This is a genomic window from Pseudomonas sp. ADAK13, from assembly GCF_012935715.1.
Taxonomy (GTDB): Bacteria; Pseudomonadota; Gammaproteobacteria; order Pseudomonadales; family Pseudomonadaceae; genus Aquipseudomonas.
On the sequence record NZ_CP052860.1, the window covers coordinates 5,726,863 to 5,739,798 of the forward strand.

Below are 12,936 nucleotides of genomic sequence, written 5' to 3' on the forward strand. Positions count from 1 at the left end.
CAGCGCCTGAAGTGCCTGAAATGTCCGATCCCCTAGAAGATCCGCTCTATTACCTGCATAACTTCCGCCAAGTGCTCGACTGGCTGGGGCAGCGTTATGCCGATTTGCTGGCCCCTGACGAAGAGCATTTCATTCAGCAATTTGACAGCTTGCCGCAAGCGTCCCAGGCCTTGCTGGTGCGAATGGTAATGCGCAAGGGCGTGCATTTTCGCGCTGGCAAGCTCAACTATGTCGAGATCGGCGCAGTGCAGGAGGCGGTGGTGCCGTTGCTCGAGCAGGGCTGGGTGAGCGATCAGTGCCTGGTGTCGTTTGAAGAGCTGTTCGGCCTGTTGCAGAAAGCCGAAATCCTCGTGGCGTTCAAACCCTGGATCGAGCACCCCAAGGCCAGGAAGTCTGACTGGCTGGCGGTGCTGTCAGTGCAGTTCTGCGAAGCGCGCTGCTTCCAGGATTGGTGCCCGGACGTGGCCGATCAACTCTACAGCCTGACGGTGATGGACCTGTGCGACCGCCTGCGCCTGATGTTCTTTGGCAATCTGTATCAGGACTGGTCGGAGTTTGTGCTGGCGGACCTGGGGATTTTCACTTACGAGAAAGTCGAGTTCTGCGACGAGTCCCGCGGCTTGCGCAGCCGTGACGATGTGCACGGTTTCCTGTTCCTGCACCAATGCCAGCAGGCTTTTGAAGCGGGTGAGGCGTTGGACGTGGTACTGGAAAACATCACCACCCTGCACACTGACAACCCCTGGCTGGAAAAGCGTCGGGCCAAGCTGTTGTTTCAGGTAGGCCAGTACTGCGAGCGCAGTGCCGAACTGGCCCTGGCCGAGACGATCTACCGGGGCTGCGCTTATCCCGGCGCCCGGGCCCGATTGATTCGGGTGCTGGAGCGCCAGGAAGACTACGCCCAGGCGATGCTGCTGGCCCGTGAGGCGCAGGTGGCACCGGAGAGCGCCGCCGAGCAGCAGCATCTGTTGCGAGTGATCCCCAGGCTGCGGCGCAAACTCGGCGAGCCGGCGATACCCAAGGCAAAGCCCCGCGAGATCGTGCGCCTGGACCTTGAGCTGCCGGCCCCGGAGCCGCTGATGTCGGTGGAGTATTGCGTGCAGGCGCACCTGAGCGACCACGGCGCGCCGGTGCATTACGTCGAGAACAGCCTGATCAATTCGTTGTTCGGCCTGCTGTGCTGGCCGGCGATTTTTGCGCCGTTGCCGGGGTCGTTTTTCCACCCGTTCCAGCGCGGCCCGGTGGACCTGCACAGCGAGGATTTTCATCAGCGGCGTGCCGAACTGTTCGCCGCATGCCTGGATCAGTTGGGCGATGAGCGCTACAAAACCACCATCCGCCAGCGGTACATCGACAAATGGGGCATCCAGTCACCCTTCGTGTTCTGGAACGTTCTCAGCGAAGAGCTTCTGGACCAGGCACTCGACTGCCTGCCCGCCGCGCACCTGCGTCACTGGTTCGAGCGCCTGCTGCTGGATATCCGCGCCAATCGTGCCGGCATGCCCGACCTGATCCAGTTCTGGCCCGAGGAAAAAACCTACCGCATGATCGAAGTCAAAGGCCCCGGTGATCGCCTGCAGGACAACCAATTGCGCTGGCTGGAGTTCTGCGGCGAGCACCAGATGCCCGTGACGGTGTGTTATGTGCGCTGGGCGGAGCAGCAGGCTTGAGCTACAGCGTCGCAGTGCGGGCGCTATGTGAGTTCACCGCCAAGGTCGGCGACCTCGACTTGCGGTTTACCCCGTCCCCCAGCGCCCAGGAGGGCATTGTCGGCCACCGCACCGTGGCGTCGCGGCGCAGCGCCCACTACCAGAACGAAGTTGCGCTGGAGGGCGAATACCGGCAGTTGAAAGTCCGGGGCAGGGCAGATGGCTACGACCCGGACCGCAACCAGCTGGAAGAAGTCAAAACCTATCGCGGCGACCTGGACAAGCAGCCGGCCAACCACCGCCAACTGCACTGGGCCCAGGTCAAGGTGTACGGCTGGCTGATGTGCCAGAAGCTCGGGTTATCGGAGATTGTGCTGGCGCTGGTGTACTTCGACATCATTGGCGAGCACGAAATCCTCTTGAGCCAACCCTTCCAGGCCGCCGACCTGGAACACTTCTTCAACCAGCAATGCGCGTTGTTCCTCGGGTGGGCCGAACAGGAAATGCGTCAGCGCGAAGCCCGCAACGCCGCAGCGGTTGCCCTGGGCTTTCCCCATGCGGCGTTTCGCCCGGGCCAGCGCTCCCTGGCAGAAACGGTCTACAAGGCCGTCAGCACCGGCCGTTGCCTGATGGCCCAGGCGCCTACCGGGATTGGCAAGACCGTCGGCACGATTTTCCCGATGCTCAAGGCCCTGGCGCCCCAGCAACTGGACAAGGTGTTCTTCCTCACGGCCAAGACCCCCGGCCGAAAATTGGCGCTGGACGCCGCGCAAGTGCTCTATGACAGCAGCCCGGACCTGCCGCTGCGGGTGCTGGAACTGGTCGCGCGGGACAAGGCCTGCGAACACCTCGACAAAGCCTGTCACGGCGACTCATGCCCCTTGGCCAAGGGCTTTTACGACCGCCTGCCCGCCGCCCGCCAGGCCGCTTCACAGGTGCGCCTGCTGGACCAGCGCAACCTGCGGGACGTCGCCCTGGCCCATGACGTGTGCCCCTATTACCTGAGTCAGGAAATGGCGCGCTGGACCGACGTGGTGGTTGCCGACTACAACTACTACTTCGATTTCGGCGCCATGTTGTTCGGCCTGGCCCAGCTCAACCAGTGGCGGGTGGCGGTGCTGGTGGATGAAGCCCACAACCTGGTGGAACGCGGCCGTTCGATGTACAGCGCCGCCCTTGATCAGTACAGCCTCAAGACGTTGCGTGACACCGCCCCGGAACCGCTCAAGAAGTCCTTGCAGCGCCTGAACCGAGAGTGGAACGCCTTGCACAAAGAGCAAGTCGCGCCGTATCAGGCCTATGCCCGCAAACCCGAGAAACTGCTGCAAGCGTTGAGCCTGTGCACCAGCGCCATGGGCGAGTATTTCAACGACCACCCCGAAGCACTCAATGGCGACCTGCAAGCCTTTTACTTCGAGGCGTTGCAGTTCGCCAAGGTCGCCGAACTGTTCAACGAACACTTCATTTTCGACATCAGCAAGCGCGAACTCAGCGGCAAACGCAGCTCCTCCCACCTGTGCCTGCGCAACGTAGTGCCCGCCGAGTTCATTCGCCCGCGATTGACGGCGGCCCGCAGCAGCGTGCTGTTTTCCGCCACCCTGAGCCCGCGGCATTACTACGCGGACTTGCTCGGAATGCCACCCGACACGGCCTGGGTCGATGTGGAGTCGCCGTTCAAGGCCGAGCAACTACAGGTGCATATCGTCGACCGGATCTCCACCCGGTTCGTGCATCGCCAGGCGTCCCTGGAGCCCATCGTCGAGCTGATCGCCACACAGTTCGCGCAGGCGCCGGGCAACTACCTGGCGTTTTTCAGCAGCTTCGATTACTTGCAGCCAGTGGCGCAATTGTTGGCCGAACGGCACCCGCACATCCCGCTGTGGCAGCAGTCACGGGGCATGGCCGAGGCCGAGCGCCAGGCGTTTCTCGACCAGTTCACCCAGCACAGCCAGGGCATCGGTTTTGCCGTACTCGGCGGTGCATTCGGCGAAGGCATCGACCTACCGGGAACGCGACTGATCGGCGCGTTTATCGCCACCCTGGGCCTGGCACAACTGAACCCGGTGAATGAGCAGCTCAAGGTGCGGATGGGCGCGATTTTCGGCGCCGGTTACGACTACACCTACCTGTACCCGGGCATTCAGAAGGTGGTGCAGGCCGCGGGCCGGGTGATTCGCAGCCAGCAGGACCGGGGCGTGGTGATGCTGATCGATGACCGTTTTGGCGAAGCCCGGGTGCGGCAGCTGTTGCCACGCTGGTGGTCGATCACTGCGGCGGATACACCGCGTCCCGCAACTGGTGGGTGAACAGCCCGGACATGCCTTCGTACGCGGTATTGGTCAATGCGACCACTGTGAGCTTTTGCTGCGGGTCGACAAACCAGCTGTGACCGTAGGCGCCGCCCCATTCAAAGGTGCCACGGGATTGCGGCGTGCCCGTCAGCGCCGGGTCACTCAGCACCGCCCAGCCGTAACCGAACCCCCAACCCGGGTCCTGGGTTTGCGCCATGGCGCCGACCTGATCGGTGACCATCAACTGCACGCTGTGCGCGGACAGGATCGGTGCGCCGCCCTGGCGAATGGTTTCCAGGAACCGCGCAATATCACCTGCCGTCCCGGCCATGCCGGCGCCGCCGGAAGGGTAGGCATGGGGATCAAGAATCCGCCGCACATCAAACAGCGCGGTGCTGTTGCCCGAGGTGATGGTGGCCTTGTCGACCATACGCAACGGCTGCGGTGATCCATCCTGATACGCGGCGGCCAGCCGCGTGAGGTCGGTCACGGCAAACCCGGTATCGCGCAGACCCAGAGGCCCGGTCACCGACTCGTGGATCAATTCCGGCAAGCGCTGGCCCGACGCCTTTTCCAGCACCGCACCCAGCACATCGGTGGCCATCGAATACTGCCAGCGGGTACCCGGCGGGTAACTCAGGGGCACGCTGGCGATGCGTTTCAGGTTCTCGGCAAAGCTGATTTCCGGCTCGCCCAAACCATCGGAAACCCCGGCGGTGCGGTAGGGGCCGTGGGGGTCTTCCAGAAAACCGTAGCTGAGGCCGGCAGTGTGGTTGAGCAATTGGCTGACGGTGATCACCGGGATGGTGCCATCCGCCAGCCTGGGATTGAAGTCGGGCAGCCAGCGGCTGACCGGATCGTCCAGGCCCAGGCGGCCTTGTTCCACCAGGTGCATCGCGGCGGCGGAGACCAGCGGCTTGGTGACCGATGCCAGGCGAAAGATCGTGTCCTCCGTCATCGGCCGCTCGGCTTCCCGGTCCGCCAACCCGGCAGCACGGTGGTAAACCAACTGCCCATCCCGCAGCACCAGCACCACTGTGCCCACCAGACGCTTGTCGGCAATGGCGCTGTCGACCACTGCATCCACTCGCTGGGCGAGTTGCGGGTCGTGGTTGCTGGCGCAGGCGAGGGTGGTGCAAAGCGAGGCGGCGAAGGCCACAAGGTGTCTGGTAGACGGCTGCATGGGTCAGGCTCTCTCATCGGCAGTGCATGACCAACAAATATGAACACAAGGGCCCCAAACTACAACGAGACACTGCACAGTTGCTGACTCAGTCCCCACAAACGTTCGGCTTGCTCGGGGTCGACGGCCCAGGCCCGTACTCCGTTACGCCGGGAGTCATCCTGCGACGGCGCAGCCACATCGCAATCTTCGCAGTAGACTCCGCCCAGGCCCTCTAGTTGCGGGCTGACGGCGCACCATACCGACGTTGCGGCGCCTTGCTCGGGGCTCTTGTAGTGACTGGCGCGACGGATATTGCCTTGGTCATCCAGGGCACCGACGAACGCCAGGTCGTCCTTGTTCAAATAGCGGATCAAGTCAGTGAGAATTTCCCCAGGATGCACGGAGAATGCGCGCACACCATCAGCTATACCACGTCGGTCGAGCGCTACCGCGAACAGCGCGTTGGCGGTTTTTGATTGGCCATAGGCGAGCCACTTGTCATAGGGGCGGCGCTCAAATTGCGGGTCATCGAAGTGCACAGGGCTGAGCCGATGGCCGAGGGACGACACCGAAACCACCCGTGCCCCGCGGGCCTGGCACAGCGCCGGCCACAGCCTTGCGGTGAGCTGGAAGTGGCCCAGGTGGTTGGTAGCGAACTGAGCTTCGAGGCCTCGTGCATCCCGTTGCAGTGGCGTGGCCATGATTCCGGCGCTATTGATCAGCAGGTCCAATGCCCGCCCGCTGGATAGAAAGTTTTCGGCAAAGCGATCAATTGAGGCCGGGTCGAGTAAATCGAGGCTGGTATGTTCAACGCCGATAATGCCAGAAAGATTGCGTTCGGCCTTTTGAGGATCCCGTGCGGGAACGATCACCTGTGCACCGGCGCTGGACAGCACGCGAACAGTTTCCAGGCCGATGCCGGAATAGCCGCCAGTGACGATCACAGTCTTGCCAAGCAAGTCGCAGGCCGCCAAGGCTTGCAGCGCGGTAGTACAGGCGTCGAAGCCGCTGCCAACCGGGATTTGTTTTTCAGTCATGAAAGATCTCCTTAAGGGAGGCCTAGGTTCCCCGCTGGAACCCGGACGTGGAATACCCTAGAGTCCGTTTTTCTGTCGCGATCGTCCGGAGCTTTTATGGATACCCTTTCCGATGTGCTGGCACTGTTAAAAAGCCATCGCTCGACCTTCGCCGGCCTGAAGGCCGGAGGCACATGGGCCATTAACTTTGCGGCGCCGGACGGCATCAAGTTCAACGCGGTGGTGGAGGGCAGTTGCTGGCTGGAGGTGGAAGGGCTGGTGGTGCCGATGCGCTTGTATGAGGGTGATTGTTTCCTGTTGACCCAGGCACGCCCGTGGAGGCTGTCCAGTCATCTGTCGGGTGAAGGCGTTGATGCACGGGAGGTGTATGCCGATGCGGTCGGCGGTATCGCCACACTGGGGGACACGGTGGATCTGTTTTTGATCGCCGGGCGCTTTATCTACGGGGATGACGCTCGGCTGTTGCTGGACAGCCTGCCGCCGGTGCTGCGGGTGAGCGCCCACTCCGAACAGGCCGCCGTATTGCGCTGGTGCCTGGACCGCCTGGCCCGGGAATACGCCAGCCCGCTACAAGGTGCGGCGCTGATGACCGAGCATTTGGCGCAAATGATGCTGGTGCAAATCCTGCGGCTCTATCAATCTTCCATGGGCGCGAACACCACTGGCTGGTTGGGGGCATTGACCGATCCAAGGCTGGCTCCGGTGCTGCGGGAAATTCACGCGGCACCTGCCCGGCGCTGGACACTGAGTGAAATGGCCGCCGTGGCGAGTCAATCCCGCTCTACCTTTGCCTTGCACTTCAAGCAACGGGTAGGGCTGGCACCGCAGGAATACCTGACCCGCTGGCGCATGCACCTGGCGGTGCAGGCCTTGAAAGCCAGCGATAACAGCGTGTCCACGATCGGCCAGTCCCTGGGTTATCAGTCAGACAGCGCGTTCAGCAATGCTTTCAAGCGCGTGATGGCCTGCTCTCCCCGGGAATACCGCGAGCGAACCCCACACAAGGAACCCAGTGATGAGCGACATCCAGCAGCAGAAGGTCAAGGTCAACGGCATTGAATTGAACGTGCACATCGCCGGGCCCGAGAACGGTCCGCCGGTGTGGCTGCTGCATGGGTTTCCCGAGTGCTGGTACTCCTGGCGCGAGCAGATTCCGGCGCTTGTCGCGCTGGGTTATCGGGTGTTTGTGCCGCAAATGCGCGGTTATGGACAGTCCAGCGCGCCGCCGGAGGTGGCCGACTATGAGCTGCTGACCCTGTGCGCCGATATCCAGGGCGCCATGGACCTGTTCGGGCATCGTCAGGTCGTCATGGTCGGCCACGACTGGGGCGCAGTGGTGGCCTGGCACCTGGCGTTGCTGGAGCCTGAGCGGGTCACCCGGCTGGTGACGATGTCGGTGCCGTTCGCCGGGCGCTCGCGCAGGCCGGTGATCGAAATCATGCGCGAGCTGTACGCCGATCGCTTCAATTACATCCTGTACTTCCAGGCGCCGGGCGTGGCCGAAAAGGAGCTGGATGCCGACATTGAGCGAACCCTGCGCCTGTTCATGCAGGACCAGGACGTGTTCCTGCAGCAGAAACCCGCCAGCGCGAAACTGCTGGAAGGTGTCCCGCTGCCGGGCAAGCTCCCTGCCTGGTGCAGTCAGCAGGATCTCGATGTGTATGTGCAGACCTTCGCCGGCGACGGCTTTCGCGGCCCGTTGAACTGGTACCGCAACTTCGAGCGCAACTGGCAGCGCACCGAGTTCCTGGCCGGCAAGCAGGTGCTGCAACCGACGCTGTTCCTGATCGGCGACCGCGACCCAGTGGGCGTGTTCGAAGCTCACACCCTCAAGCGCATGCCTGAGGTGGTGCCCAACCTGCAGCAAGCGGTCCTTGCCAACTGCGGCCACTGGATTCAGAACGAGCAGGGGGCCCGGGTCAACGAGTTGCTGGTCGGGTTTCTAGGGCGAACGTGAACGTCGCGCCGCGTCCTGGCACATCGATCAGGCGGATTTCCTGACCGTGCAATTGCAGGATGCGGTGCACGATGCGCAAGCCCAGGCCGCCATCGCGTCGGGCACCGCCAATGGTGAACGCACGCAGGAACAGGCCTTCGCGCAAATCCGCCGCAATCCCCGGGCCGCTGTCGCTCACCGTCACTTCAACAACGCCGGCCCTGGGCGCCAGGGTCACTTCAACTTCGCCATTGAGCGGCGTATGGCGCAAGGCATTGTCCAGCAGGTTGGTGAGCACCCGTTCGATCAGGCCCAAATCCGCCAGTACGGTCGGCACTACCGGCGGCAGGCTGGCGGTGAGGGTGATGCTGCGGGCTTCGGCCGTGAGTTCGAACTTCTGGAAGATGTCCTGCACCAGGTCGGGCAACGAAAAACCTTCGATGACCGGCTGCACAAACCCGTGTTCCAGGCGCACCAGTTCCAGCAGCGACTGGGCCAGCCCGCCGACCTTGCGACTCTGGTCCAGGGCGATGCCCAGGTAGCGCCGGCGTTCCTGCTGGGTCAGGCTGGCGTCTTTCAGGGACAGGGTTTCCAGGTAACCATGCAAGGAGGCCAGGGGCGTGCGCAGGTCGTGGGAGATATTCGCGACCATCTCCCGACGCTCCTGCTCTTGATGAGTGATGGCCCGCCACTGTTCACCCAGGCGGTTCTCCATCTGCACGAAGGCGTGGTCGAGCACCGCAATCTCATCCTGGCTGGCCACCTCGGGGGCCACGGCTTGCGGGACTTTCGGTGCGCCGTTGATATCGAACTGGCCAACCTTTTCGGTTAACTGCCGCAGGGGCCGGGTGATCCACGCAAACGCGGTCAAACCCGCCAACAGGCACAGCAACGCCACCAGCGCGATGGACCACAGGGCGATATTCAGGGCCATGCCGGTGGCGTCCCGGGCGTCGAATACATCATGGGCCTCGCCCAACAGCACCACATACAGGTAGCCGGCCTGCTGGCCATTGACCCGCAGCGGCGCGGCGCTGAACACCTTGAGGCCGTCGACACTGCGCGGGTCATCGCCGAGGATCGGCAACATTGCACCGCTGAGGAACCGCCGCACCGGCTCCAGGTTGACCTGGTCGCGGCGCAGGTGGCCGCTGGGCGCCGCATTGCCGACCACGCGGCCGTTGATGTCCAGCAGGTACACCTCGACGCTCGGGTTCACCAGCATCAATTGGCTGAACAGGTTACGCACCGCCTCAGGCTTGAGGCCGTCGGCGTCCATCAGTTGGGTGTCGCGGGCGATGTGCGCGGCGAGGTCGCGGGACAGGCCTTGCACCACTTCCAGCTCATGCATGTGGTTGGAGCGCACTTGCAGCCACGCCGAGGTGCCGCTGCAAATCAACAGCAACAGGGCGAACACCAGGGACAGGCGTTGGGTCAGGGTCAGCCTCATGCGGACTGCTCGGCAAATTTGTAGCCACGGCCCCACACCGTGAGGATGCGCGCCGGGTTGGCCGGGTCAGCCTCGACCTTGGCCCGCAGGCGGTTGATATGGGTGTTGACCGTGTGCTCATAGCCTTCGTGGCTGTAGCCCCACACGGCATTGAGCAGATCCATGCGCGAAAACACCTTGCCCGGCTGGCGGGCGAAAAAGTACAGCAGGTCGAATTCCCGGGGCGTGAGGTCCAGCCGCTGGCCTTGCAGGGTGGCGTCGCGGGTCAGCGGGTTGATGAACAACTGGCCGAGGTCAAGGCTGCCGGCGTCCATCTTCAGGTTGCGCGCCATGGCGTCGACCCGCCGCAGCAGCGCCTTGACCCGCGCCACCAGCTCCGGCATGGAAAACGGCTTGGCCAGGTAGTCGTCGGCCCCCAGTTCCAGGCCCAGGATGCGGTGCAGCTCACTGGAGCGGGCACTGGTGATAATGATCGGCGTGTAGCGCGTCATGGCCCGGGCCCGCCGGCAGATTTCCAGGCCGTCGACGCCGGGCAGCATCAAGTCGAGAATCAGCGCATCCCAGCCGCCTTGCTCCAGCAGGCGCAGGCCTTCGTCACCGTCGGCACTGTGGACCACCTCGAACTGCTCGTCCCGCAGATGCAGGCAGATCAAATCGGCAATATGGGCATCGTCCTCGACCACCAGGACACGTTTGGGCTGATCCATTGATAGAAACCTGTCTTCGTAATTCGCGCATTGTGCGGCTTTTGCAACAGTGTAGTTATCACGAATTGTTTAACTCTGCGTGAGGATTCCGCGACCACCCCGGGCCTAACCTTCACTCATCGCAATGGCAAAAATTGTGGCGAGGGGGCTTGTCCCCCGTTGGGCTGCGTAGCGGCCCCAAAAAAAGCGGGAGCGCTGCGCACTCCAACGGGGGACAAGCCCCCTCGCCACAGGGTTATTTGCCGGCCATATAGTGTTGGAACTTAGGAGAAGGTCATGTATTCACGTCGACAGATCTTGCTGGCCGGCGGCGGCCTTGGGCTCGCGGTCATCGCCGGTGGCCTGCTGCAAAAAATCAACGCCGGCCCCGGGCTGATCGCCGAAGCTGAGGCCGCCGAAAACTTCGAAGTCAGTCACACCGACGCCGAATGGCGCACCCTGCTGACCGCCGAGCAATACGCGATCCTGCGCGAAGAGGGCACCGAACGCCCCTACAGCAGTGCGCTCAACAGCGAACACCGCAACGGCACATTCGCCTGCGCCGGTTGCGCACTGCCGCTGTATTCCTCGACCACCAAATTTGAAAGCCACACCGGCTGGCCCAGCTTCTGGCAACCCCTGGAAAACGCCGTGGCCAGCCACGTCGACACCTCCTTTGGCGTGGTGCGCAAGGAAATCCATTGCCGGCGCTGTGGCGGCCATCAGGGCCACGTATTCGACGACGGCCCCGCGCCCACCGGCCTGCGCTACTGCATGAACGGCGCAGCCATGACGTTCACCGCGGCTTAATTCAATGTCTTCTTATAAGGGAATACCCCATGTGGCTTTTGGTTCTCGCGTACCTGGGCGGCGTGCTGACAATTGTCAGCCCCTGCATCCTGCCGGTTCTGCCTTTTGTCTTCGCTCGCACCGGGCAGCCGTTTTTGCGCAGTGGCTTGCCGCTGTTGCTGGGGATGGCGATGACCTTCGCCCTGGTCGCGTCGCTCGCGGCGGTGGGCGGCGGTTGGGTGGTGCAAGTCAATCAGTACGGTCGCTGGCTCGCGTTGCTGTTTGTTGCGCTATTCGGGCTGACGCTGCTGTTGCCCAGCCTGTCCGAGCGCCTGACCCGGCCACTGGTGGCCGCGGGCAGTCGCCTGTCGGAAGCCGCCGGGGCCGATTCGCGGCCGCGTCCCGGCGCATCGTTCCTGATCGGCGTGGCCACCGGGCTGCTGTGGGCGCCGTGCGCCGGGCCCATCCTGGGGCTGGTGCTGACGGGCGCCGCCCTGCAGGGCGCCAGTATCGGCACTACCTTGCTCTTGCTGGCCTACGCGGCAGGGGCCGCCACCTCCCTGGCCTTGGCGCTGCTGGTCGGCGGTAAAGTCTTTGGCTTCATGAAGCGCTCGCTCGGCGCCGGCGAATGGCTGCGTCGGGGGCTTGGCGCGCTGATGCTGGCGGGTGTGGCGGCGATTGCCCTGGGCCTGGACACCGGGATCCTCGCACGCTTGTCGACGGCCTCCACCGGCGGCCTGGAACAAAGCCTGGTGGAAAAACTCAGCGCCAAGCCTGAACAGAAGAGCGGGGCGATGATGGCCGGTGGCGCGATGATGATGTCGGCCAACCACAGCGACACGCTGCCGGTGGAAGGCCAGTTGCCGCCGCTGGACGGCGCCGTGCAATGGCTCAACTCCGAGCCGCTGACCGCCGAGGCGTTGAAAGGCAAGGTGGTGCTGGTGGATTTCTGGACCTACTCCTGCATCAACTGCCTGCGCACCTTGCCGTACGTGAAAGCCTGGGCCGAGAAGTACCGTGACCAGGGCCTGGTGGTGATCGGTGTGCACGCCCCGGAATTTGCCTTTGAGCGCGACGTCAACAACGTCACCAAGGCCATGAAGGACCTGGGCATTACCTACCCGGTGGCGATCGACAACAACTACAAAATCTGGCGCGCGTTCAACAACCAGTACTGGCCGGCGCATTACTTTGCCGACGCCAAGGGCCAGATCCGCTACCACCATTTTGGCGAGGGTGATTACGCCGAGTCCGAGCGGGTTATCCAGCAACTGCTGCGTGAAGCGGGCGCCACCCAGGTGGCAGGCGGTTTGATCGAAGCCGACGCCAAGGGCATCCAGGCCGCACCGGACATGAACGAAGTGCAATCGCCGGAAACCTACCTGGGCTTCCAGCGTGCCGAGAACTTCGTGTCCACCGGCACCTTGGCCACTGATAAGGTCGCCAACTACCCGGCAGCCGGCAATCTCGCGCTGAACAACTGGACCCTGGAAGGCCAGTGGAACGTCGGTGGGCAGCAAGCCACCCTCGCGGCGGCCAACGGCAAGATCGTCTACCGCTTCCACGCCCGTGACTTGCACCTGGTGCTGGGCCCTGGCGCCGACGGCAAGCCGGTGCGCTTCAAGGTCACCGTCGACGGCCAGGCGCCGGGTGATGCCCACGGCACCGACGTCGCGCCGGATGGCAGTGGCACCGTGACCGAACAACGCTTGTACCAGTTGGTGCGCCAGCCTGGCGCAGTCAAGGATCGGACCTTCACCATCGAGTTTCTAGACCCGCAAGTGTCGGCCTACGCCTTCACCTTCGGCTAACCCGGCGACGTAACGCTTGAACTGAAAACCCAATCAATGTGGGAGCTGGCTTGCCTGCGATAGCGATGTTGAATTCACCACCGCCATCGCAGGCAAGCCAGCTCCTACAGTTGACCGTGTTT

At 63.3% G+C, this 12,936-nt stretch carries 10 protein-coding genes; 6 read left to right on the forward strand and 4 right to left on the reverse strand.

Annotated features, from left to right (window positions below):
- The first annotated feature begins 20 nt into the window (after positions 1-20).
- Positions 21-1,670 carry a VRR-NUC domain-containing protein gene (locus tag HKK54_RS26385; protein WP_169388350.1) on the forward strand — a complete coding sequence of 550 codons (1,650 nt, stop codon included), beginning with the start codon at positions 21-23 and terminating at the stop codon, positions 1,668-1,670.
- Positions 1,667-3,955, forward strand: coding sequence for an ATP-dependent DNA helicase (locus tag HKK54_RS26390; protein WP_169388351.1), 2,289 nt, complete (start codon positions 1,667-1,669; stop codon positions 3,953-3,955). The genes HKK54_RS26385 and HKK54_RS26390 overlap by 4 nt, the downstream gene beginning before the upstream one ends.
- Here the strand turns inward: HKK54_RS26390 and HKK54_RS26395 are convergent.
- Together HKK54_RS26395 and HKK54_RS26400 are read right to left on the reverse strand one after the other, a co-directional pair.
- The gene (locus HKK54_RS26395; RefSeq protein WP_169388352.1) at positions 3,915-5,123 is read right to left on the reverse strand and encodes a serine hydrolase domain-containing protein; all 1,209 of its coding nucleotides are present in this window, start codon (positions 5,121-5,123) and stop codon (positions 3,915-3,917) included. The genes HKK54_RS26390 and HKK54_RS26395 overlap by 41 nt on opposite strands.
- Before the next feature lie 59 nt (positions 5,124-5,182).
- Positions 5,183-6,142 carry an oxidoreductase gene (locus HKK54_RS26400; RefSeq protein ID WP_169388353.1) on the reverse strand — a complete coding sequence of 320 codons (960 nt, stop codon included), beginning with the start codon at positions 6,140-6,142 and terminating at the stop codon, positions 5,183-5,185.
- 96 nt (positions 6,143-6,238) lie between these two features.
- Here HKK54_RS26400 and HKK54_RS26405 point away from each other — a divergent pair, with 96 nt between their 5' ends.
- Both HKK54_RS26405 and HKK54_RS26410 read left to right on the forward strand, forming a co-directional pair.
- Positions 6,239-7,201, forward strand: coding sequence for an AraC family transcriptional regulator (locus HKK54_RS26405; protein ID WP_169388354.1), 963 nt, complete (start codon positions 6,239-6,241; stop codon positions 7,199-7,201).
- Positions 7,158-8,099 (forward strand): alpha/beta fold hydrolase, encoded by a 942-nt coding sequence (locus HKK54_RS26410; RefSeq protein WP_169388355.1) that lies wholly within the window; start codon positions 7,158-7,160, stop codon positions 8,097-8,099. The genes HKK54_RS26405 and HKK54_RS26410 overlap by 44 nt, the downstream gene beginning before the upstream one ends.
- Here HKK54_RS26410 and HKK54_RS26415 read toward each other — a convergent pair.
- Positions 8,062-9,528, reverse strand: a complete 1,467-nt coding sequence (locus HKK54_RS26415; protein WP_169388356.1) for a sensor histidine kinase — start codon at positions 9,526-9,528, stop codon at positions 8,062-8,064. The two genes, HKK54_RS26410 and HKK54_RS26415, sit on opposite strands and share 38 nt — an antisense overlap.
- The gene (locus tag HKK54_RS26420) at positions 9,525-10,235 is read right to left on the reverse strand and encodes a response regulator transcription factor (protein ID WP_003217086.1); all 711 of its coding nucleotides are present in this window, start codon (positions 10,233-10,235) and stop codon (positions 9,525-9,527) included. The genes HKK54_RS26415 and HKK54_RS26420 overlap by 4 nt, the downstream gene beginning before the upstream one ends.
- A 276-nt stretch (positions 10,236-10,511) precedes the next feature.
- Between HKK54_RS26420 and msrB the strand changes: the two genes are divergently transcribed.
- Positions 10,512-11,024, forward strand: a complete 513-nt coding sequence (gene msrB / locus HKK54_RS26425) for a peptide-methionine (R)-S-oxide reductase MsrB (protein ID WP_169388357.1) — start codon at positions 10,512-10,514, stop codon at positions 11,022-11,024.
- A gap of 29 nt (positions 11,025-11,053) precedes the next feature.
- Positions 11,054-12,814, forward strand: a complete 1,761-nt coding sequence (locus HKK54_RS26430; protein ID WP_169388358.1) for a cytochrome c biogenesis protein DipZ — start codon at positions 11,054-11,056, stop codon at positions 12,812-12,814.
- Positions 12,815-12,936: the final 122 nt, after the last annotated feature.

Coding starts and splice junctions, on each gene's coding strand:
- HKK54_RS26420 (WP_003217086.1), bottom strand. CDS start 10,235: ATGGATCAGCCCAAACGTGTCCTGGTGGTCGAGGACGATGCCCATATT.
- HKK54_RS26415 (WP_169388356.1), bottom strand. CDS start 9,528: ATGAGGCTGACCCTGACCCAACGCCTGTCCCTGGTGTTCGCCCTGTTG.
- HKK54_RS26405 (WP_169388354.1), top strand. CDS start 6,239: ATGGATACCCTTTCCGATGTGCTGGCACTGTTAAAAAGCCATCGCTCG.
- HKK54_RS26430 (WP_169388358.1), top strand. CDS start 11,054: ATGTGGCTTTTGGTTCTCGCGTACCTGGGCGGCGTGCTGACAATTGTC.
- HKK54_RS26400 (WP_169388353.1), bottom strand. CDS start 6,142: ATGACTGAAAAACAAATCCCGGTTGGCAGCGGCTTCGACGCCTGTACT.
- HKK54_RS26410 (WP_169388355.1), top strand. CDS start 7,158: ATGAGCGACATCCAGCAGCAGAAGGTCAAGGTCAACGGCATTGAATTG.
- HKK54_RS26385 (WP_169388350.1), top strand. CDS start 21: ATGTCCGATCCCCTAGAAGATCCGCTCTATTACCTGCATAACTTCCGC.
- HKK54_RS26395 (WP_169388352.1), bottom strand. CDS start 5,123: ATGCAGCCGTCTACCAGACACCTTGTGGCCTTCGCCGCCTCGCTTTGC.
- msrB (WP_169388357.1), top strand. CDS start 10,512: ATGTATTCACGTCGACAGATCTTGCTGGCCGGCGGCGGCCTTGGGCTC.